The 22422-nt window shown below is 38.0% G+C and carries 17 protein-coding genes; 4 read left to right on the top strand and 13 right to left on the bottom strand.

The features are described 5' to 3' along the window. Positions 1–23 precede the first annotated feature (23 nt). The 7 genes from IGM13_RS01445 to fdrA form a co-directional block, all read right to left on the bottom strand. Positions 24–1445, bottom strand: coding sequence for a hypothetical protein (locus IGM13_RS01445; RefSeq protein WP_002383665.1), 1422 nt, complete (start codon positions 1443–1445; stop codon positions 24–26). Then, complete coding sequence (allD, locus tag IGM13_RS01440; RefSeq protein WP_002413499.1) at positions 1445–2506, bottom strand: ureidoglycolate dehydrogenase; 1062 nt, start codon at positions 2504–2506, stop codon at positions 1445–1447. The genes IGM13_RS01445 and allD overlap by 1 nt, the downstream gene beginning before the upstream one ends. Before the next feature lie 89 nt (positions 2507–2595). After that, positions 2596–3816, bottom strand: a complete 1221-nt coding sequence (locus tag IGM13_RS01435) for a dicarboxylate/amino acid:cation symporter (protein ID WP_002361159.1) — start codon at positions 3814–3816, stop codon at positions 2596–2598. 6 nt (positions 3817–3822) lie between these two features. Continuing rightward, a complete protein-coding gene (gene arcC / locus IGM13_RS01430) occupies positions 3823–4761 on the bottom strand; it encodes a carbamate kinase (RefSeq protein ID WP_002355252.1) in 939 nt (312 codons plus the stop codon). Positions 4762–4895: 134 nt separating this feature from the next. Further along, positions 4896–6149, bottom strand: a complete 1254-nt coding sequence (locus IGM13_RS01425; protein WP_002355251.1) for an MFS transporter — start codon at positions 6147–6149, stop codon at positions 4896–4898. Between the two features lie 9 nt (positions 6150–6158). Beyond that, the gene (locus tag IGM13_RS01420) at positions 6159–6992 is read right to left on the bottom strand and encodes a DUF2877 domain-containing protein (RefSeq protein WP_002355250.1); all 834 of its coding nucleotides are present in this window, start codon (positions 6990–6992) and stop codon (positions 6159–6161) included. Next, positions 6985–9996: a DUF1116 domain-containing protein gene (fdrA, locus tag IGM13_RS01415; protein ID WP_002355249.1), complete on the bottom strand. Its 3012-nt coding sequence runs from the start codon at positions 9994–9996 to the stop codon at positions 6985–6987. The genes IGM13_RS01420 and fdrA overlap by 8 nt, the downstream gene beginning before the upstream one ends. Positions 9997–10118: 122 nt before the next feature. Here fdrA and IGM13_RS01410 point away from each other — a divergent pair, with 122 nt between their 5' ends. Together IGM13_RS01410 and IGM13_RS01405 are read left to right on the top strand one after the other, a co-directional pair. Continuing rightward, positions 10119–11711, top strand: a complete 1593-nt coding sequence (locus tag IGM13_RS01410; protein ID WP_002355248.1) for a PucR family transcriptional regulator — start codon at positions 10119–10121, stop codon at positions 11709–11711. Continuing rightward, on the top strand, positions 11686–12498 hold the full coding sequence (locus tag IGM13_RS01405) for an alpha/beta hydrolase (protein WP_002383659.1): 813 nt from the start codon (positions 11686–11688) through the stop codon (positions 12496–12498). Before IGM13_RS01410 ends, IGM13_RS01405 begins: the two co-directional genes overlap by 26 nt. Positions 12499–12538: 40 nt before the next feature. Here the strand turns inward: IGM13_RS01405 and IGM13_RS01400 are convergent, their stop codons facing one another. The 4 genes from IGM13_RS01400 to IGM13_RS01385 form a co-directional block, all read right to left on the bottom strand. Beyond that, on the bottom strand, positions 12539–13750 hold the full coding sequence (locus IGM13_RS01400) for an amidohydrolase family protein (RefSeq protein ID WP_002419229.1): 1212 nt from the start codon (positions 13748–13750) through the stop codon (positions 12539–12541). 51 nt (positions 13751–13801) lie between these two features. Beyond that, on the bottom strand, positions 13802–14605 hold the full coding sequence (locus IGM13_RS01395) for an ankyrin repeat domain-containing protein (RefSeq protein ID WP_002383656.1): 804 nt from the start codon (positions 14603–14605) through the stop codon (positions 13802–13804). Between the two features lie 173 nt (positions 14606–14778). After that, positions 14779–15744: a DUF4822 domain-containing protein gene (locus IGM13_RS01390; protein ID WP_002419230.1), complete on the bottom strand. Its 966-nt coding sequence runs from the start codon at positions 15742–15744 to the stop codon at positions 14779–14781. 184 nt (positions 15745–15928) lie between these two features. Beyond that, on the bottom strand, positions 15929–16906 hold the full coding sequence (locus IGM13_RS01385) for a DUF4822 domain-containing protein (RefSeq protein ID WP_002383654.1): 978 nt from the start codon (positions 16904–16906) through the stop codon (positions 15929–15931). Positions 16907–17229: 323 nt separating this feature from the next. On the opposite strand from IGM13_RS01385, the gene IGM13_RS01380 reads away from it, so the two are divergent. After that, on the top strand, positions 17230–18573 hold the full coding sequence (locus tag IGM13_RS01380) for a sensor histidine kinase (RefSeq protein WP_002419231.1): 1344 nt from the start codon (positions 17230–17232) through the stop codon (positions 18571–18573). After that, entirely contained in the window at positions 18570–19262 is a 693-nt protein-coding gene (locus IGM13_RS01375; RefSeq protein ID WP_002355236.1) for a response regulator transcription factor, read from the top strand. Before IGM13_RS01380 ends, IGM13_RS01375 begins: the two co-directional genes overlap by 4 nt. 53 nt (positions 19263–19315) lie before the next feature. Here IGM13_RS01375 and IGM13_RS01370 read toward each other — a convergent pair whose 3' ends face one another. Both IGM13_RS01370 and ezrA read right to left on the bottom strand, forming a co-directional pair. Continuing rightward, a complete protein-coding gene (locus IGM13_RS01370) occupies positions 19316–20461 on the bottom strand; it encodes a cysteine desulfurase family protein (RefSeq protein WP_002419232.1) in 1146 nt (381 codons plus the stop codon). Between the two features lie 125 nt (positions 20462–20586). After that, positions 20587–22323 (bottom strand): septation ring formation regulator EzrA, encoded by a 1737-nt coding sequence (ezrA, locus tag IGM13_RS01365; protein WP_002375789.1) that lies wholly within the window; start codon positions 22321–22323, stop codon positions 20587–20589. Positions 22324–22422: the final 99 nt, after the last annotated feature.

Here is a 22422-nt window from a genome sequence, read left to right as displayed (position 1 = left end):
TTTTCCACTCCCTAAATTGTTTTTTATCCAAAGATTAAACCGATAACTAATAATAGTACAGAGGCAATACTTAACCATTTCACGTTTCCTTTAACTACATCCAAAATTGGAATTTGGAAGCCTGAAGATAAAGCTTGCATAGTAATATTAACGAAACTCATTTGACTACCTAAACCAACACCCATTGCTACAAAACCTAATGCTAACGGCGGGAAGTTCAACGATACAGCAACTGGTAGCACTAAAGTTAAAACAGAACCTACGTAGGCCCCAGCTGGAATCCCAATTAAAATCCCTGTTAAAATGGCAACTGGCACGACAATAAAGGCTGGTGCATTTTCAGCAACACCTGCGATGACAGCAAACGTTCCTGTTTGTGCAATAACATTAATAAAGGCTAAGAAAATCCCTACTTGGAATAAACGAGTCAAAATATATGTAGACCCATCTACCATCGCTTCGACAGATTTGTTCATTGAGAAATCTGTACATAAGAAAATTAAAACTAATGTTAAAATCATGTATACAAGTGGCGTAAAGAAGGCAAAACCAATTAAATCATTCACAATTGGTCCAAAAATTACAGCAAACAATAAGAAAATGGCTGGCAAGGTAATTTTAAATAATTCACCATTGCTCTTTTTATCAAATTCATCATCTGCCGACTCTTTAAAGCCAACATTTCTATGTTTCGTGCCCCAAAAGGCTAAAACAATCGCTAATGCTACGAAGAATAACCAGTAAGGTCGCATGGTTGAAACATATGAACCGACACTGATATCACCTAATTTTGAAACAATACTTGATTCTAATGAAGCGGGTGATGTTGTAAATGATACCGCAGCAGCTAAAGACATTGCTGCAATTAATTCAGGAACAACGCCAACTGCGGCAAAGGCCAATGGCGCAATAACCATCGCACTTCCGCCACCAATTCCTGACATATATGTGGCTGCGGCTAATAAGATAACAATAAAAGCTGAAACATACTCGACTTTTCCTTTTGTGCCTCGTTTGGCTAAAGTTAATGCAGCTGAATAACTACCTGCTTTAAAGACCGCCATCGCAACAGCTGAATTAATGATGGGAACGGTAATTCCTAACATCATCGGGATAGCTTCCAACATCTGTTTATTCGCTTCTTCTAGTCCAATGCCACCAATCAGCATCGCTAAGACGCCACCAATTAAACCAGCAATAATCATATCGACTTTCATAAACAATAGAACCAAAACAACAATCAACGGAATAATCACAACTAATGCCATGATTCCTGTCGGGGCAACTACATCCCCAATCTCATCAGCAAAGGCCGCAACTGGCACAAAAATACTAACTAAAAATGCAAAAATAAGTGCTACTTTTGACGATTTTTTCATTTTACTTTCCTCCAATAGAAAGAAGGCGAGAGCAACGCAGCAGCGAATACTCTCTGCGCTCCTCATTATTTGGCAAAGGCACCTTGCCCGCCATATTTATCGTAATGTACAATCTCACTAACTAAATAATCATAAATACTTTGTGGAATTTCAATGCCTTCTGACATGGCTTTTTGATAGTTTAGCTGACCAATTTCTCCTGGATAGTAAACTTGTTGAAACCCTTCTGCTGTAGGCACACTATGAAGTTCTTCCACCATTTGATTAATATTTTCTTTAAATCGTTCAGAATCTGTAAAGCGGCTTGGATCAATGACTAAAAACATCTGACCCAGATTCCGTTTCTCCGTTAAATCCGCATACATGGAACTGACATGTTTACCAAAAGGTAAGCCTAACAACGAACCAGCTAAGACATCGACCATCATCATTAGTCCATATCCTTTTGGTCCTGAAATCGGCAATAAACCTCGTACTTCATAAGGATCAGTCGTTGGCTGGCCTTTTTCGTCTACTGCCCACGTGTCGGGAATTTCAACATCTCTTGAACGTGCATCTAAAATTTTCCCCCAAGCCTGTACTGTCGTAGCCATATCAAACACGACTGGTTCATGACCTGCTCTAGGTGCTGCAAAAGCGATTGGATTTGTCCCAAAATAATTGCTTGTACCACCAAACGGTACCACCATTGGATCAGATTGACACATCGAAAGAGCAACCATGCCTTGTTCCGCTGCTTTTTTAACATAATACGATAACGTCCCACTATGACTCGTTTGAGAAACGCCAACATATGCTAACCCTGATTCTTTGGCTAGGTCAACTGCAGCAGCTAATGCTTCGTTACAAACAAATTGACCCACGCCATTATCGCCATGAAAAATGGCAGTGGACGGTCCAGTTTTTTCAAATGATAATTCGGGGTCAATCGTGATCCCGCCTTTTGCAATCCGTTCCGCATAATAATCCATACGAACCGCCCCGTGTGAATGAATACCGCTAGCATCTGCAAAAGTTAAATGTCGAGCAACTTCTTCGGCATGTTCAGAATGTAAACCAGCAGCTTCTAATTTTTGCTTCATCAGCTTTTCTAATTTTTCCGGTGTAACGACAACCATTTCTTCCATTGCGCTTGCTCCTTTATCATTAATCTTAAAAAAGGGAAAGAAAACAAGTGATTTTCTTCTTCGTCCTTGCATTTCCTCCCCTTTTTTCACTACTTATTGCTACTGTTAAAGACAGTATAGTCAATTTCATCCACTGATTTTGCAACTAGAATAGCAGAGTAAACATCTGAATTGACATTTAAAATTGTTCGTAACATGCCAACAAACCATTCGACGCCTGCAAAAATTGCAATACTCTCAATGGGTAAACCCATTTGCGGAACAATCACTGCCAGTGAGACTAAGCCCGCACCGGGAACAACTGCGTTTGCTAGTGAGACAAACGTTGCTGTAATTGCTAAGTAAATCATTTTCGTAATATCAAACTCTAGCTGATACATCTGAGCGATAGTCATTACAGTAAAAGCCATATGCATCGCTGAACCGTTACTGTTTAACGACATACCTAACGGCAACACTAAGTTAGTAATTCGCTTACTTAAACCTAATTTTGTTTCTGTTTCTTCCAAAGCTACTGGTAAAGTAATTGCTGAAGAAGTTGTCGCCAAGGCCATCACAGACATATTTTTCATGTTTGTAATTAAACGTAGTGGACTTACTTTACAGTACAATGTGATAACCAAAATCCAGATGCCCAAAAATAAAATAGTTCCTAATCCATAGACCAATAGATACTTCACTAACGGTAAAATAATTTGAAGGCCTAAGTGACTAATTGTTGAAGCAATTAAAGCAAAAATCCCCAGAGGTGCTAGATACATGACGTATCGAATGACTGTAATGATAACTTCATTAAAGTCCACAATTATTTGGAAGAGTTGTGTCTCTGGATGGCTTTGTAAGTATTTATTCAGTGCTAAACCAAAAAATAATGCAAAGACAATAATTTGAATAATCGATCCTTGAGTCAGTGAATCAAAAATATTTTTCGGAACGAAATTTAAAATCGTATCAGTGATTGAGATTTCTTGCGCTTTAATAGAAGCATCTTGGAAGCCAGTCATTTTAACACCGTATCCTGGATTAAAAATGACTGCCATTAGGACGCCCCATAAAGCGGCAGCTAAGGAGGAAATCCCGAAAACAGCGATTGTTCTACCCCCAAGGCTCGTTAGTTCTTTTGGATTAATACTGCCAACTGCTTGGACAATTTGCCCTAAGATCAAGATAGGAATAGCCATTTGCATCAGTCGCAAAAAGACATCTCCAACTATTTTCAAGTAATTGCCGCTAGCAGGAATCAAGAGTCCTACGAGGATTCCTACGACAACAGCAATTGCAATTTGGGTGATCATGGACGGTTTTTTCATGGTAAACTACCCCTTTTGACTGATCACAGTTCCTGCTTCTTTATCGATGTTTTCTAAGTTTTCGATAGAAGTAATGATTGCTTTCCGTTTGTCATCACCTTTTACGAAGTCTAAGGCAGCTTCGATTTTTGGTAGCATACTACCAGCAGCAAAGTGACCTTCTTTAATGTATTCTTCTGCTTCGGCTACACTGATTTGTTCTAATGCTTTTTGATCTGGTTGATTGTAATTAATGTAGATGTTATCAACGCCTGTCAAAATAATCAAACGGTCTGCATCAACGTTTTCAGCTAAAACACGTGCAGAGAAATCTTTGTCGTTAACCGCTTCCACACCTACGTATTGTCCGTCTTCTGCTACGACAGGAATGCCCCCGCCACCAGAACAGATAGTTAAAACGTCCGCCTCTACTAAAGCACGAACCGCCTCTTTTTCAACAATTTCTTTAGGCATTGGTGATGGAACAACTTTTCGGTAGCCACGGCCAGCATCTTCCACATACGTAGAGCCATCTTTGGCTGCTTCCGCGTCAGCTTCTTCTTTTGTATAGAATGGACCAATTGGTTTTGATGGTTTTTTAAACGAAGGATCTTCTTTGTCCACACGCACTTGCGTAACTACAGAGATAACTGGTTTAGCAATGTTACGTTTTTCAAACTCATTAGTTAAAGCATTTTGTAACCAGTAACCGATGCTTCCTTGTGTCATCGCAACACAAGTATCCAATTTCAACGCTGGATTTTTTTCACTTTCGCCTGCTTTTTGTTGTAAAAGCAAATTCCCTACTTGTGGTCCGTTTCCGTGACAGACAATGACTTGTTCCCCTTTGGCAACAAATTCTGCAATATATTTGGCCGCGTGATTAACGACGGCTTTTTGGCCTTCATCTGTTGGATCCGTATCTAAAATAGCATTCCCACCTAGGGCAATTACGTTTAAACTCATTGATTGATTCGCTCCTTTTTAGTAAAGCAAAGACAAAATCTTTTCAGTATCGACGGATAAGAAATAATTTGTTTACGAAATGAAAGATTTTGTCTTGCTCATTTTGATTGTTTCAGTCATTATCGAAGGGATAATTAACCTAATTTCGGTTTACTTTCATCTTTAGCTAAGAAAGCAAAAGCTAGTAAACCAATAACTAATAGTACACAAGAAAGATAGAAGCCAACTTGCATTGAGCCTGCTGTATCTGCTAAATATCCTGTGACATACGGTGCTAGGATTGACCCTGACATCCCGATAAAATTATAGGCACTTAACGTTGTTCCTAAGGCCGCTTTTGGTGCATGTTTGGTAACAAAAGTCACCATAATTGGATCTAACGCTAATTTCCCTGTTAACCCATAAAGAATTAAAACAGAAATTAACAATGTCCGATTTGTTACAAAAGCAATCGCAAAGACAGATAGGATTGCTAAAGGTACTAATGTAAAGACTAATTTTTTCGTCGCACCTGTTTTATCATTCAAACGAGCGAAGATTAAGGCGCCTGGAATAGAGGCCCATGGTACAAGTGATGAAATGAAACCAACGCTCGCTCCTGTAAAGCCACGTTCAGCAATTAAAAATTGTGGCAACCAAGTAATAATGACAAAGTTTGCATAAATACTTGTGAAACATAAAATAAATGCGGCTAATAAATTACGATTTGAAAAAATTTCTTTTAATGAGATCTTTTCTTGTGGTCCTTCTTCAGCAGCTGCTCGTGCAGCTTCTTCACCAGGACGAATCACTTTTTCTTTCAAAATTGTATAGAAAAGAATTCCTACGATAAACGTTGGAATCGCCATGATAAAGAATGGTTTGCTCCAATGTTCACCATTTTCTAAAACCAACTTACTTGAAAGTAAGTACCCACCTGATGTACCGAAGGCCATCCCACTATTGATGATGGCATTACCGATGGTCCGTTTACTTGCTGGAATCGCTTCTGTCGATAGCGCATATTGCGGGCCATAGTAAGCGCCTTGACCAATACCAGCAATTGCACGAATGACTAAAAACATAACAAAGGTTGTCGCTAATCCACTAAAATAAGTAGAAATAGCAAGAACGATAAACCCAACAGCAATGACTAATTTCCGCCCAATTTTATCGCCAATCATCCCAAAAGGAATCTGTGCAACAGCATAGGTTAGAAAGAAGATACTATTGGCTAAACCAAGTTGTGTGTTACTTAGACCAAATTGTTCTCCAATGACCCCCATCACTGGATTAAAAATAGTTCGTGTTGCGTACATTAAAATCCAGCCTACGAAGAAAATGGCTACGACTTTAATCCAGTAACTATTGCTCACTTGCACTGCTTGATTTTTTTTACTATTCTCCATGTCTTCTCCTCACTTCTCATCTAACTCTACAGATTGTAAAGCTAGTAACATTCCAAATGACATATCTTTACCAGAGGAATGTCCGATTTGTATAATTCTGTCAATATTTTCGTCAACTCTATTATCCCGATGGTTCTCCAAATCCAAGAGTAACTGATACAACAATGAATTTACATATCCTTTAGCCGAGCTTGCAATATAGCCTTTACTAACATCTGTTGTGGATAAATTTGCTGCCGAAAGAGTAGCGGCTAACGCCGCAGCTCTTTCATCAGCAAGTATGAACAGAATTGTTTGATACGCCACTAAAATGTCATCACCACTCGGGGTTAACCCTTTGCCCCGACCAATCAGATAATTCGTTACTTCTTGCCATTCCGATAGTGTCCAAACTTTTTGTTTTTGGCTCATTTTTTTGAAAATATGCTTTGCTCGTTCGTCTAAAGGCAGGCCAATTCTACGTTCTAAGTTTCTCGCTAATAAGCGGTCTCGCAACAAGCGTAATTGGTCTTTTTCTAACTTGAAATGAGTAATGTTTAAAGAAACGACCTCAGCAGGTGTGAGTTGGATCGTTTTCACGCCGACTGTACTGTAAAAGGTCAACTGATTTTCTGTGATTTTGACTTTATTACCTTGTTGTACATACGGAAAGATTTCTTGAAACAATTGATCTGGCAAAAACATACCAAAGCTTGATAAATAATTATGGAAGTTCGCAACATTGATTAATTGATCCTGGACTTTCAGATTAAATGAACGTTCAAAAACACTGTGAATGGTTCCCATCTTGCCATATTGGTGGATAGGAAAAATGTAGTCACTAATGACTAGTTGGTTATTCAACCGTAATGCCTAGTTTCTCAGCATACGCTTCTAGGGCTTTTTCAAAACAGCCTAGAGGTGCTCTAACTGTCCCTGCACCAATTTGACCAACACCGGCATTTTTATGTGCAATCCCTGTATTGATGATTGGTGTAATTCCTAATTCCACCACTTTACGGATATCAATTCCTAAACAAGTTCCTTGGAAATCCCAAGTTGGAATTGAAAATGTTGGGTTGTGTCCTTCACAGATTTTTGCCATTTCATTTGAGGTTGCTAACGCATCTTCAAAGCCACCTGCACCAACAAACCGTGTTACGCCAGGTGCAGCTACCATAGCCATTGCTCCAACGCCTACTGTTTCAGTAATTGCACTATCCCCGACATCAGGATTTCCGTCTTCTTCGCTGAAACCAGTGAAGTAAAGACCTTTTGGTGTATTTACTGGTGCGGTATGCCATTGATCGCCTGTTTCTGCAATCCGGACCCCAAAGTTCACGCCGTTACGAGTCATCGTTGTGACAATCGTTCCGTTGGTATCTTTACGGGCACCATCAACAATTGCTTTTCCAGTTGCCATCATGACATTTAAGAAGAATTGATCTGTGTCAGCTAAGAATTTGATTACTTCGTATTTTTGATCTTCTGGAATATCTGTTTTGATAATTAATGGAGACAATTCTTTTAAGAAGTTCAAAGATGCGGCAATATTTCTTTGGTGGAACTCGTCACCCATTGTAATAGAGCGCGCAATCAATACGTTTAAGTTCAAGCCTTCTTCAGAAAGTTTCAAAGCTTTCGCAATAGTTGGTCCTAAAACATCTTTAATCCAATCTAAACGATCAACCACTTCTTGTGAATAAGCACCAAAACGCAATACTTTACCGATACCTTCATTCAAGATACAGTATGCTTCGTTACCTTCTAAGCGATTTTCTACAACAAAGACTGGCATATTACCAGAAGTAATACCGCCCATTGGTCCAACTGCTTTTACATGGTGACAAGGAATGAAACGTACTTCGCCAGCTTCAAAAATCTTCAAAGCATCTTCTTCGTTGTCTGCCCAACGTTCGAATAATGCTGCACCGATACAAGCACCTTTCATTGGTCCAGTCATTTCAGACCATTGGATTGGTGGTCCAGCATGAAGTAATGTTTTTTGTGCGTCATCATTTAATTCTGGAATCACTGATTTTGCAGGTACCACATCTACTAAGAATGGTTGTGCATTTTTAATTTTGTCTGTTACTTTGTGATTTTCAGCTTCGATTTGTTCACTGTAATCTTCCAAAGCATCCAAAATTTTAATCATTTTTTTATTGCCGTTGGCACGCGGACGCCAGTTAAATTGAACAGTTTCGCCACCGTAATCAACGATTGATTCTGTAAAGCTTTGTAACCCAACGTTAATGATTCTTGGTTTGGTTGTTAATAGTTCCATTACTTTTTCGCCTGGTTTTGGTACATCGACAGTTGGTCCGTTGTAAGCAACCACTTCTTTATCGTCTTCTGAAATTTCGATTCCTTTTAACAATAAAGCTAATTGAACAGCTTTAGCATTGCTTTCTGCAACTAAAACGCCGCCTTCTTTCAAACGATCAACCGACGATTGGTAATTTTGCGGATCTTTCGTCGTCCCACAAACAGTTGCAACAAAGTAAAGATCACGTCCGGCTTCTTTGGCTGTGGCACGCGCTTCTTCAATTGCTGGTAACAATGCACCAACCATGTCTTCATGAGCACCGTAGCCTAACACCACATCGAATAAGATAATCCCAGTTTTTTCATCTTGTGCGTATTCACGAATTTTTTCGATACGAACATCTGGGTCAATCATTGGGTGGGGACGACCTTGTGTATACATATCATCGCCTAAGTCAATGACTTCATAACCGTGAGATTTCAAGACATAACCTTCTGCTTTCACTAAACCGCCAAGGTCTAAAGCTTCAGAAATTAACATACCTGCTTCAGAAGCTAATGTACCACCTGAATATAAGCCTTTTACAACTTTATCTTCTGGTAATGTTGGTACAGCTGGTTTTGCTAATGCTTCAAAGTAATTTTTCTTCACGGCCACATCATTTGCTAAATCAACAGCAATTTTAGCTGTTTCTTCTAATGTATGAGCTAGATAAACTTTGCCTTCGTGACTTGTTGGTTTTTCTCCTAAGAAAATCGCAACGACTGGTTTTGAAATACTTTGTAATAATTCAACCACTTCATCACGAACTTCTTTTGCAGGTGGTTTAGAGATGACTGTAATCACATCGGTTGGTTCGTGATTTTCTAAGGCCACAATAGCATCTTTCACAGTGATAGCGCCTACTTTGTCGCTTAAGTCACGACCACCAGTACCAATGGCGTGAACAACTCCGCCACCTAAGCGGTCAATAATCGTTGTAACTTCTTGAATCCCTGTTCCTGAAGCACCAACAACGCCAATGTTTCCTGGAGAAACAACATTTGTAAAGGCGATTGGAATACTTGAGATAATACCAGTTCCACAGTCAGGGCCCATCATTAGTAAGCCTTTTTCATGCGCTAATTTTTTCAAACGTACTTCATCTTCAATTGACACGTTATCCGTGAAAGAGAACACGTGTAAATCATTTTTTAAGGCACGTTCCATTTCTGGCGCACCATATTCACCAGGAATACTGAATAGCGCTACATTCGCCTCTGGTAAAAGATCAAACGCTTCTGACCAAGAAGTTGCTGCTTGTGCTTCTTCACTAGTTCCCTTTGCTGATAAATCATCTAAGAATTCATCAATCGCTGGCATAACTTCTTCCATGATGTTTTCTTTTTCACTGTCAACCACAATCATCATGTCGTTTGCAGATGCACTATTGGCCTCATCCGTTAACAAGTTCGTGTTGTTAAGGATGTCTTTGTTGGCATCTGTTCCCATCATGATTTGACTCATGGTTACACCATCTAATGCATTGATTTTATTGGTCAATAACATTAAGTTGATGGAGTCTTGGTAATTGTTTTTCAAAATTACTGTGTGTAACATTGTTCATCCTCCTATCTATTCCTTACAATGCTATTGTATCGAAACGAGAAAGTGTTTTCATCGGACATAATTCTAAAAAAATGGTATAATTTTTATCCATAAGAGGAAAAAAGGAGAAAACGATGAAATTAAGAGAGTTATTATCGATAGGTGACTTAAAAAAAGGTAAAATTTTGACGAAAGAGATTGGTTTAGACAATGAAGTTGATTCGGCAATGGTCTTAGAAGCGATTGATATCGAGAACTGGAGTAGAAAGAATCAGTTAATTTTGACTTCTTTCTACGCATTGCATGATCTACCCGAAAAAGAGTTGGAAAATTTTTTCGTAAAGATGCGCCGAATTGGCATCAGCGGCTTAATTTTGAAAACAGATCGATTCATTAAAATGATTCCAGAGTGGTTTATCGAATTATGTTTCAATTATGAAATTCCTTTAATTAAAATCACACAAGACATTAGCTATGAAAAAATTCTATTTACGATTTACGAGCCTTTGTTGAATTATCAGTCGCATGTCTTACGTACGTATTACGATGTGCGCCAACGTTTCACCAAATTAGAGCGCCACTACCCAACGGTTGAGACGATTATGCAAGAATTTTATGACATCATTAAATTACCCTTCGCTTTAAAAATGTTGGATAAACATCTGGAAATTAGCGATGGTGACTTACCCCATGATGCGATTGTGCTCTCAAGAGAAAAACTAAAAAACAGTGAATTCACTAAAAATGATTACTCTCTTTTAACACTTTATTCTCATGCCAACCCCAAAAAACAGTTGGCACTAGAAGTTTCTATTTTCAATAGTTATTCCACTAATTGTTTACTTCTGGTTTATTTACAAGATGAAAAGGTTAAAGAAACGGATTTAGTGATTATCGAAAATGCGATTGATGTCTTACAAGAAAAATTCAATACCGAAAATTTGTTAAAAAAAGAACGGTATACTCGTTTGAACAACTTAGCGGATGCTATTTTACAAAATACACCACAAAATCCTGACGAGCTAAACAGTTTGCTTCGTGAAGTGCAAATGCAAGAGCTAGATTCTTACCAAGCGATTGCTTTTTCTACCAAAGACACCAATACACAACTCATGAAAGAACGAATTATTGCCTTACTTCGTACCCTGCGTGTGAAATCCATCTTCTTCGATCAGCTAAATTATTCGGCGGTCCTTTTTAACTTCAATGAAAGTGATGGAAAAATTACAAAGCTGCAATTAAGTCGTTTATTAGCTGAACTTTTAGAAGAAAACGACACGCTTACCGTTGCCGTCAGCAGTTTAAAATCACGAGAAGGGATTAAAGAGCTACTGATTGAATGTCTGGACATTCTGCGCTTTAATGAAACTTTTTATAACGGACCAATTGTCACCTTAGCCGATATCGGGGTATTTAAAAATTTTATCCGCGAAGACCAATTGGAAAATTTAGACGAATTAATTCCTCGCGCACTTTATCAATTAGCCGAAAATAACTACGATTTGTTTGAAACCTTGTACAGTTTTTTCCAAAATAATCGCAACTATAAACAGACCTCTGAAGCGATGTTCCTTCATTCAAAAACGATTCGTTATCGTTTAAACAAAGTGGAACAACTTCTTGATATTGACTTAGCCAATCCCTTGCAATTGTTAAATTATGAAATTGCCACATACATTATAAAGATGAGGAGACGTGCACTTGAAAAACAATCAAACACTCGCTAATGGCGCAACAGTTACTATCTACCCCACTACGACTGAATCAACGAACTATGTCGTCTATTTACATGGTGGCGGGATGATTTATGGAACCAAAAGTGATTTACCAGAAGAACTGAAGGAGCTGTTTACAAGCAATGGCTATACCGTTTTAGCGCTGGACTATTTGTTGGCTCCAAATACAAAAATCGATCACATCTTAGGGACGCTAACAGAAACCTTCCAATTGCTAAACGAAGAGATTATTCAAAATCAGCCATTTGGTTTGTGCGGACGTTCCGCTGGCGGTTATTTAATGTTACAGTTAACCAAACAATTACAAACACTAAATTTGACGCCACAATTTTTAGTCAATTTTTACGGCTATACAGATTTAGAATTTATTAAAGAGCCACGAAAATTATTAAAGCAAGCCATTTCCGCTAAAGAAATAGCTACCATTGACCAAACAAAGCCTGTTTGGGATGATCCTTTTCTTTCTCGCTATCTGCTGTATCATTACAGTATTCAGCAAGGGCTATTGCCGCACTTTTACGGATTACCAGAAAATGAGGACTGGTCTGCTTACGCACTGTCAGACGAAACATTAAAAACGTTTCCACCTTGTTTCAGTACAGCTAGTAGCTCAGACGAAGAAGTGCCGTTCCGCTATAGCAAAAAAATCGGACGGACCATTCCTGAGAGTACCTTTAAAGCGGTTTACTATTTAGAACATGATTTTTTAAAACAAACCAAAGATCCTTCGGTCATCGCTTTATTTGAGCAATTGGATAGCTGGTTGAAGGAACGATAAGCATAACAAAAAAAGAAGCGAGAAATCTCGCTTCTTTTTGTTATTTTTGATAAAGTGTGGTTCCTTTTACCACACTGATTTCCACCGGTGTCTGACGAGCGACAAAAGCCGCCGCACATTCTGCTTCAGTGAGTAAGTAAGTTGCTTCAGCACCAACTTGCGGCCAATTTGCTTGCCCTTGTTCATCTAAAGTCGTGATACCATCTGTCACTAAGCCTAATAATTGTGTTAAAGCATCTTGATCTTTCACATTAAAAAGTTCACCTAAACGAGCCAATTTTTCTTGTAATGAGCCATCACCATAAGGAGACCAGCAATCGTAGATATTGTCACAACCAAGATGGACATTGACTCCATGACGTAACAATTCCATAATTGGCGGAATCGTGTTAGGTGTGATTGGCACGCTGGAATTAATATGAATTTTTTCTGCTGCTAAAGCGTCATAAACTTCGTCACGTTTTTCACCAATGAAATCATTTAACCCGAAGGCATGACTGATAAATACTTTGTCTTGTAGACCATATTCTTTCGTTAAACGAATAATTTCTTTAATCGTTGTTGTCCCAGCTTCATGACGGTCATGTAAATGAATATCCACACCGACACCATGTTTATCTGCTAAGCGGAATGTTTCAGCCAATGATTTTTTGTAATCACCATCCAATGAATAAGGATCCACGCCACCAATAAAATCGGCACCTTTTGCCAATGCTTGATCAACTAATTCAACGGAATCTGAACGTAGTAAGCCGTGCTGTGGAAAGACGACAATTTCTACCGCAAATGGTTTCGCTTGGGCCAATGCTTGGACTTCATCAAAATAACGTAAGTCTGTCATCGGTTCCACGTCAACATGTGTTCTGAAGGCTGTCGCGCCATGTGGTAATTCTAAGTCAATTAAATGATTGGCGCGTTCAGTTAAAGAAAGTTCTAAACTATCTAAATAAGGGATTTCTGCTTCGACACGTTCCACAATTGACTTCGCTGGCGTCACCGGATACCACGGAACACCTAGTTTACTTTTATCAAAGTGACAATGTTTTTCAATCAAACCTGGTAAAATCAATTGATGGTGACCATCAATAATTGTCAACCCAGGTTCTTCTACCAATTCTTCATTGGGGATGATTTTTGTAAATACTCCATCTGTTACTTCAATTGCCACTTCTTTGGTTACTGTCCCAGATAACCAGTCACCTTCTTTTTGATACCCTGTTTCAATTCGAACATTTTTTAACCAATAATTCATGCTTTCCTTCACTCCTACCTGTATTTATTCCTTCCCGAAAGGACACAATACTTAGTTGTACTGTGCTAAAATTTTACTAATTTCCGTATAACCTTTTTGATTGGCATAGTCCATTGCTGTTCGACCAGAATTGTCTTTAATGGATTGATCCGCACCATTTTCCATTAACAATTTTACAATATCTTGGTAAAGTTGGTTCCCTTCACGTAACCCCACTGCCTCAATCAACGCTGTATAGCCAAAGTCATTTTGGAAATCTATGTCTTCTCGTCCATCTTCTAACAAGAGCTTCACATTGTCAATATGTCCTTTTTCAGCTGCCGGAATTAACGCATTGCCACCGTAACGGTTATGCTTAGTTAAATCTGGTGTCGCATTTTTTAACATATACGCTAAAATCTCCGTACGTCCTTGTGCTCCCGCATAAAGATAGGGACTATCACTAATGCTATTTTGCAGATTAATATCGGCACCCCGATCAATCAACGCTTTTGCAATCTCAATGTCATTATTGTGAACAGCGATATTGAGCGGTGTGTTGCCTTCTGTGTCGACTTCATCCACTTGATAAGTAGTATCTTGTAAAATTTCCTTGACCTTCTTCGTATCTCGTTGATTGGCTGCTTCTAAAAGCGCACCCACTTCATAGGTCTTCATCGGTTCTTTCACTTCCTCTTTTGATGTTGTTTGAGCCACCGAACGGGTTGTACTGGTGCTTTCAGTTTTTGCACTACTTTGAGTAGTCACCGTTTGACTATTTTTTGACGCTGCGGAAGGTGTTTCTCCTCCTTGACACGCAGCAAGTAATGGAATGGTCACGACACTTAATAGCCCCATTAAAATTTTTTTGTTCATTGTGCTCAACTTCCTTTCCTCGAGAGAAATATGAGATTTTTCTCCAGTGGTTCTAATCTAACGAATCTTTTTTTATTTGTCGATTAAAACGCTTTCTCTGTTTTTCTATTTTAAAAAGAGAGAAACCAAAAGCAGGAAGTCCTGCTTTTGGTTCCTATTCTCATGTCTAGTTTTTAAAAGGTAAATGTTGGATTAAAAGTTCCTTGGTAAGGTTCATGTTCCACAAACACTTGAATATCATTACCAGCGTTATCTTTACCCATTCGAGTATACGTAAATCGATCATTGTTTAGTTCCGTTAATTCTAGCGCCGCACCGTAACGATTCGTACCAATAGATACATGGGCCCGAATCTTGTTATTGTCCACCACTTGGAAATACCCAAAGTCGCCGCGGGTTTCACCCGTTTGTAAATTGAAAAATTCATATTTACTTGTGTTTGGATCAAATTTCGCTAAACTAATGAAATTTTGATTGGCCGCTGTCACATCATTCCCATTTTTATCTACGACTTTTGTGCCATTCCACAAGGTTGTTCCTAAAATTTTATCCCCTGATTTATTTGTCACAATTTTGCCAGTTTGATTGGTTAATGCTTCACGTCCATTTGTAAAAGCTAATTTTTTCCCATGATAAGGGATATGTTCCACGTAAACTTCGACATCATTCCCCAGTTTATCTTTTCCTAAACGTTTGTAAGTAAATTTATCTTTACTTACTTCAGTTAAATCCACTATGGCTTGATAATTTTGTGTCCGCGAAATTAAAATTCGTTTTGTACCATCACCTGTCACAAAAAATGTTCCTTCGTCACCACGGGTTTCCCCAGTATTTTTGTCGAAAAACTCGTAAAAACCGGTTTCACCATCATATTTTGCTAACCCAATAAAATTAGCATTTTCTGCCGTTAAATCATTACCTGCAGCATCATAAACTCGGGTTCCTTGCCAGTCCGTACCAGATAAAATCTTAGTCGCCTTGTCGCCTTTTGTTTGGCCATTGTTTTGATGTTTACCTAAATTTGCTGTAGCACTGTTTGGATTGGCTGCATGATCTGCAAATGCTGGACTTGCATAACCTGCTATCAGTAACGTACTTAATGTTACTAAAGTAATCGAACTTAATACTTTCTTTTTCATAAAGCATCGCTCCTTTTCTTTGATAAACCTATCTTAACAAACGATTCTAAACTACCACTGTCAGAAAAATGAACAATTTATAAACGATTAAAAACAACTATAAACTATTTTTTTGTTAAAAATAAAGTGGTCAAAAGAATCCTTTACTTTCTTTTGGCCACTTCATCTACTCGTAATTGACTAATTAGAACGTGAAGTTTGGCGTAAAGTCGCCTTCATACGGTTCATGTTCCACAAAAACTTTAATTTCTTTGCCGTTATTGTCTTTACCCATTCGTGTATACGTAAAACGTTTATCATTTAATTCTGTTAATTCTAATGCAGCTCCATATTTATTGTCACCAATTGAAACATGGGCACGGATTTTGTTATTATCAATTACTTGGAAGTAACCAAAATCTCCACGAGTTTTACCCGTTTCTAAATCAAAGAATTCATATTTACTTGTTTTATTATCAAATTTTGCTAAACTAATAAACATTTTATTTGCTTCAGTAACATCGTTACCGTCTTCATCTAAAACTTTCGTGCCATTCCATAATGTGGCCCCTAAAATGTCATCGCCAGGTTCATTGGTAACAATCTTGCCAGTTTCTGTTTCTAAATCTTTACGACCGTTCGTAAAAGTTAACTTTTTGTCAGAATAAGGGACATGTTCTACAAAGACTTCTACATCTTTCCCATCTTTATCTTTCCCCATTCGCTTATAGGTAAATTTATCTTTCGTCACTTCCGTTAAATCAACCACTGCTTGATAGTTTTGTGTATCCGAAATTAAGATACGCTTTTCGCCATCGTCTGTCACGAAGAATGTGCCTTCATCGCCACGGGTTTCACCTGTTTCTTTGTCGAAAAATTCATAAAAACCTGTTTCACCATCATATTTTGCTAAACCAATAAAATTAGCATTTTCTGCTGTTAAATCATTATTGTTTTTGTCGTAAACTTTTGTGCCTTGCCAATCAGTACTGGATAAAATTTCTGTTAATTCTTGTCCTTTTGATTGCTCTTTAGCTGCTTCTGCTGAACTAGAGACTGCAGTGCTTGAGCTAGCTGCACTTGATTTATCTGTTGCAGAGTTGGCTCCGCCAGCACAGCCTGCAATCAACAACGTACTAAAGGTTAATAAGGTAAGCGCACTAAAAACTTTTTTCTTTTTCATGGTTGGTAATCCCCTTTTTCTTTTTGATATATCTAGAATAGCAAAGCCTTATAAACTCCTACTTGCCGAAAAATGAACAAATTATAAACAAATGAAAAAAAGTTAATAACAATACTAGCTTTTTTTTGTTCACTTGTAATACACTATAAGTAAGAAATAGATTAAAACCACTAGGAGGGACGCTTTTGACCATTAAACGCCGCTTTTTTATTTCTTATATTAGTGCCATCATTATTACTTTAGCCTCTGTTTTAGCTGTTTTATCCTTAGCTTCTTACATCACATTAGGAACTGTCCCCAGTTTGCCCCAAGCTTACCGAATGATGAATAAGCAACGACCATTGACCGCTAACGAAGAAGAAAGTTATTTGGCCTTAGATCAACTGCTAAAAAAATCACCGAAATTACTAGATACGCCTTTGAGTAAAGAATTAAAGGAAACGATTCAAACAATTGAAGCAAAAGGATTAAGTGTGATTATTCGAAAGAATGCACGGTTTCCTTATTATTCGGATAATTTAGTAGAAAAATCTTTGTCTGTACATATTCCAAACTACGAAATGAATAATATTACGCCAACTGGCACACTGGATAACGCAGGGCGTCTGTATCATTATGTCAAATCCGATTTTCATTATTTAGATGGTTCTAACGGGAGCTTTATTGTCTTGAAACGCGAAAGCAGCCTTTTTGAATTCTTCACACGCTGGATTATCTGGATGATTTTGTTAATTATCCTTGTAGCAATTGCGGCAGCTTGGCTCATTAATAAGCGCTTAACCAAAACCACTATCGAGCCATTAGAAGCATTAGAAAAAGCGACTAAAACATTGGGTAAGGATGCCCAAAAAGAAAATCCATTTACACCAACTAGCCACCAAACCGTCTCAACAGAAGTCAAACAGCTCCAACTTAGTTTTGAACAAATGTGGCAAGATTTAGAAGAAGCCAATGCGGAACGCGAAAAATATGAAGCTAATCGGAAAGAATTAATTGCCAATATTTCTCATGACTTAAAAACACCAATTACTTCTATCATTGGTTACGTTGAAGGCTTGATGGATGGTGTTGCCAATACCGAAGAAAAAAAACAGCGCTATTTAACGGTCATTCATGAAAAAAGTTTAGGCCTCAATGATTTAATTGAAGAATTATTTTTGTATTCTAAATTAGACCTAGACCGTGCTGTCTTTACAATGGAAAAGACCAATTTCACTCGTTTTATTGCACATATTCTTGAAGAATACCGTTTGGAACAAGAACTCGTGATCACTTCTGTCCTTCCCGCCGAAGCTTTATATGTTCAAATGGATCCAACGCAGATGAATCGCGTAATTACCAATCTAATTCAAAATAGTATTAAATTTGCGGATCCCACTAAAGAACAACTAGCCTTTACGATTTCTTTAGCGCATAATCAAACAGACTTAATTTTAACCATTACAGATAATGGTATTGGTATCGATGAAAAAGAATTACCTTATTTATTCGAACGCTTCTATCGTGTGGACAAATCTCGAACCCCAACGGTCAAAGGAAGCGGCTTGGGGTTAAGTATTGTCAAACAAATTATTGACTATCATCAGGGAACAATCACTGTCACAAGTAAAAAAGGAGACGGCACCAACGTGATAATTACGCTGCCGTTGTTGGAGGATGAAAAATGAAACCACATGTATTAATTATTGAAGATGATCCAAGTATTGCTGATTTGCAAAAAGATTATTTAGAAATTAACGATATGACTGTCACAATCGAACATGATGGAAAAAAAGGATTGGAAGCAGCTTTAAATGAGCCCTTTGATTTAATTATTTTAGATGTGATGCTGCCAACTATGGATGGTTTTGAAATCTGTCGTGCAATTCGGAAAAAAAAGCAAACGCCGATCATGATTGTTTCGGCTAAAAAAGAAGATATTGATAAAATTCGTGGTCTTGGCTTAGGTGCGGATGATTATATAATTAAACCGTTTAGTCCCAATGAATTGGTCGCTCGAGCAAAAGCCCATATGAACCGCTATCAATTGTTAAGCAAGGCAGAGCAACCGCCACAATTACTAAAAATCAATGAAATCGCTGTCGACACTGCCGCCCACAAAGTGTTTGTTTTAGAAAATGAAGTTATTTTTACAAGCAAAGAATACAAATTGTTGGTTTTCTTGATGGAACATCCTAACCGTGTGTGGAATAAAGAAGAACTTTTTGAAAGTGTCTGGGGGTTTGATGCCTTAGATACTGAGGTTTCGACTGTCGTTGTTCACATTAAACGGATTCGGGAAAAATTAAAAAAAGCCAATCTTTCTGACTCTCCAATTGAAACACTCTGGGGAAGTGGCTACCGCTTCAATCGATAAAGAGAACAAAAAATAAGTCGGAACCTATTTCTAGGCTCCGACTTATTTTTTTATTAATTTACACGAGAAAATTTTTGATAAAGTTGGTTGAAAACAATCATAAATTGTTCAATTTCTGCCATTGTATTGCTTTCATCTAAACTAATGCGCACAGCGGAAGTCGCTAATTCCCCTGGCACATGCATGGCATACAAGGTGCTGCTAGCCATTTTTTTCCGGCTAGAACAAGCACTCGTAGTCGAAATATAAATCTGTTTTTCTTCCAATGCATGGACCAGCACTTCGCCACGAATCCCTTTCAAAGCAAAACATAAAATGTGTGGCGCAAAATGTTCATTATCTTGTGAAAAAACAGTTACATTTTGAAATTCTTCTAGCGCCTTTAATAAATAACTCCGTAATGTCGCCACATGTTGCGGCCGTTGTTGTTCGTTCTCTAAATGCAAACGTAACGCTTTGGCCATTGCCACAATTGCTGGTACGTTTTCTGTCCCACTGCGTTGGTTGTTTTCTTGCCCGCCTCCTGTTAAAAGCGGCGCTAAACGTTTTCCTTGTTTCCAATACATAAAACCAATGCCTCGTGGTCCATGAAATTTATGTGCAGAAAACGTTGCAAAATCCACCCGATCCGTTAACCACTCTGAGTAATTAACTTTCCCAATTGCTTGAACCGCGTCTACATGAAAATGAATTTTAGGAAACTCCACTAAAACCTCGCTAATTTCTTTAATTGGTTGAATCGTTCCCACTTCATTGTTGACTGCCATAACAGAAACCAAAATCGTTTCTTTTCTAATTAATTTCTGTAGTTCCTCGACTTTTACACGACCTTCTTTATCCACTGACGCATAAGAAAGTTCAAAACCTAGTTCGACTAATTGTTCCGCTGTTTCTGTAACTGCTGGATGTTCCACTGCAGAAATAATAATATGATTACCAAATTCTCGTTTTTCGATTGCCGTTCCTTTTAAAACCCAATTATCTCCTTCAGTTCCGCCACTTGTAAAATAGATTTCATTTGCTGAAACATTGATTAGCTCCGCAATCTGCTTCCGTGCTTGTTGTAAGAGCCGATTCGCTTGGTTGCCTAAGTCATGCAGACTAGACGGATTGCCAATAATCCGCTGACTGGTTTTTACATATGTATCTAAAGCCTGGGGGTAAATCGGTGTAGTTGCACTATTATCAAAATAAATCATTTGTCACCCTTCTTTTTTAAAATTCTTTCCCATTATATACTTTCTAAAGTATCACTTCAAGTCACCCCCACGCCATAAAAACAGAGGCTTGTCTGTCGACAAACCTCTGTTTAGTGATTGTTTAATTAAATTGCTGTTAGATTAGGGTTATTGATATTTTTAAAATAAAAATCTTCGATTCGTTTGAACGCCCCTGGCTCAACAGCTTCCAATGCTGTTCCAATTTCATCTAATGCATCTTGATAACGGAATTCTGTCGAGAATAAATACATGCTTTTATCTAAAGCCGTTCGGATGTTCTCGTGAGTATGACGATAGCGGTTTGCATATTGCATCATTTGTTCTGTCAGAGCTGCTGCATTGACTAAATCTTTTGTTTTCTTATCTAATAACTCTAAATCATCTTCGCATAAGTCACACAAACGATTGATTTCATCCATGTTAATGCGCATTTTATTTAAGGCTCGGCTTAAATCTTCAATTCGATCCGTTGCCACATAGAAAAATTCTAAGTAATCAGCAGACAAACCTGGTAATCGTTGCTTTTCAACATACCGTTTGATACTCCGTAAACGGAATTCGTATTCGTCGACTTTTTCTTGGGCGACTTTTTCGCCTTTTCTTAGTTCTTTCAATGAAGCATCAATTTCTAATTGTTGATTTTCAATATCATCTAAAATCTTATAGCATTCTTTATAGAACGCTTGAATTTCAGAGTAAGGAACGGTATGTTCTTTCATTCGAGGTTCCAAGTCTTTTTGACGGCGAATAATTTCTTCAATTTCCGTTTGGAAACCACGACTACGTCCTAGCTCGTTGTTATTTAAGGTGTAGCTTTGTGATACATGGTCCAATTCAATCATTAATTGACGGTTATTTTTTAAGGAATGAGAAATATAATCGTCAATAATTTTTTGATTGGTCACGACATATTTCTTCGCTTCAATCTCACGTTCCATCACTTCATATAATGCATCAATCGCCGTTGCTGTGTCGCGATTTGCGACCTCTACTGCGGCAATCTCTGTTTTCTCTAAATCAGCCATTGAATTCTCGACACGTTTTTTCGCATGTTGAATTTCTTCAGCAAAGTTTTGTTCAGGGAACACGTAATCGTCAGCTAATAATTGGTTGTAGCCTTCTTCGATTTCTTTTAATTGATCTGGGAAAGTTTCATTTAATTCTTCATACATTGGTGGAATCCGTTTCATTAAGTCTTCCAATTCATACGTATGACGTTCCGCATCTTCTAGGACTTCTCGAGCCTCGATTGGGTCCCCCGATGTATTTAGTGTGACAAATTGTGTGAATTCAATTTCGACGTTTCTTAATTGTTTTTGGATTTCGGAGTATGCTGGACCAAAGCTAGCTTTATCATCTTTTAGTGATTTACTTAATTCTTCATAGACATCCAAAGCTTTTTGAACTTCTAATGAATTGCGCTCTTCACTTTCACGTAATTCTTTCAAGCCATTACGAATGACTTCCACTTCGGCTTCCATTTCGGTCATCGTTTCATTCGCTTCCACGACTGCTTTCTTCGCTTTCATGAAACGGAAAATTTCATTTTGATTTTCGACTTCATAAATTTGACTCTCTAGTTCGGCGAAAGAACGCGTTGATAGTTCTACCCAACGTTGATTCCATTCACGGAAACTATTTTGACTCTGTCCAACTAGATGCATTTTTTTAATGTCATCGATTTCTTCAAAGACTGGCAAGTCAAACAGGGCTTCTTTACGAACTTCTAATTCATCTAATTGTTCTTGATTTTTTTTGCGCATAAAATAACCAATTAAGTATAGCACCGCAGCAATAATAACGATTACTAGTACTAAAATGATAATCCAATTATTCTTCATTTTGGCTCCTCCGATAATTTTTCTATAATAAAAGAAAGGTTGTTTGTTCTCTTCACACGGTTATCTATTGTTCCTGACCCTTGAAAAAGGGCATTCTTG

The sequence above is a fragment of the Enterococcus sp. DIV0561 genome, from assembly GCF_050539875.1.
In the GTDB taxonomy this organism is placed as follows: Bacteria; Bacillota; Bacilli; order Lactobacillales; family Enterococcaceae; genus Enterococcus; species Enterococcus faecalis.
This window is presented reverse-complemented; position numbering and strand designations above follow the sequence as displayed.

Excerpts from the sequence above, each read along its gene's own strand:
- ezrA (WP_002375789.1), bottom strand. The coding sequence starts at position 22,323 with ATGAAGAATAATTGGATTATCATTTTAGTACTAGTAATCGTTATTATT.
- fdrA (WP_002355249.1), bottom strand. The coding sequence starts at position 9,996 with ATGTTACACACAGTAATTTTGAAAAACAATTACCAAGACTCCATCAAC.
- IGM13_RS01435 (WP_002361159.1), bottom strand. The coding sequence starts at position 3,816 with ATGAAAAAACCGTCCATGATCACCCAAATTGCAATTGCTGTTGTCGTA.
- allD (WP_002413499.1), bottom strand. The coding sequence starts at position 2,506 with ATGGAAGAAATGGTTGTCGTTACACCGGAAAAATTAGAAAAGCTGATG.
- IGM13_RS01445 (WP_002383665.1), bottom strand. The coding sequence starts at position 1,445 with ATGAGGAGCGCAGAGAGTATTCGCTGCTGCGTTGCTCTCGCCTTCTTT.
- IGM13_RS01380 (WP_002419231.1), top strand. The coding sequence starts at position 17,230 with ATGAATAAGCAACGACCATTGACCGCTAACGAAGAAGAAAGTTATTTG.
- IGM13_RS01375 (WP_002355236.1), top strand. The coding sequence starts at position 18,570 with ATGAAACCACATGTATTAATTATTGAAGATGATCCAAGTATTGCTGAT.
- IGM13_RS01370 (WP_002419232.1), bottom strand. The coding sequence starts at position 20,461 with ATGATTTATTTTGATAATAGTGCAACTACACCGATTTACCCCCAGGCT.
- IGM13_RS01385 (WP_002383654.1), bottom strand. The coding sequence starts at position 16,906 with ATGAAAAAGAAAAAAGTTTTTAGTGCGCTTACCTTATTAACCTTTAGT.
- arcC (WP_002355252.1), bottom strand. The coding sequence starts at position 4,761 with ATGAGTTTAAACGTAATTGCCCTAGGTGGGAATGCTATTTTAGATACG.
- IGM13_RS01410 (WP_002355248.1), top strand. The coding sequence starts at position 10,119 with ATGAAATTAAGAGAGTTATTATCGATAGGTGACTTAAAAAAAGGTAAA.
- IGM13_RS01425 (WP_002355251.1), bottom strand. The coding sequence starts at position 6,149 with ATGGAGAATAGTAAAAAAAATCAAGCAGTGCAAGTGAGCAATAGTTAC.
- IGM13_RS01395 (WP_002383656.1), bottom strand. The coding sequence starts at position 14,605 with ATGAACAAAAAAATTTTAATGGGGCTATTAAGTGTCGTGACCATTCCA.
- IGM13_RS01400 (WP_002419229.1), bottom strand. The coding sequence starts at position 13,750 with ATGAATTATTGGTTAAAAAATGTTCGAATTGAAACAGGGTATCAAAAA.
- IGM13_RS01390 (WP_002419230.1), bottom strand. The coding sequence starts at position 15,744 with ATGAAAAAGAAAGTATTAAGTTCGATTACTTTAGTAACATTAAGTACG.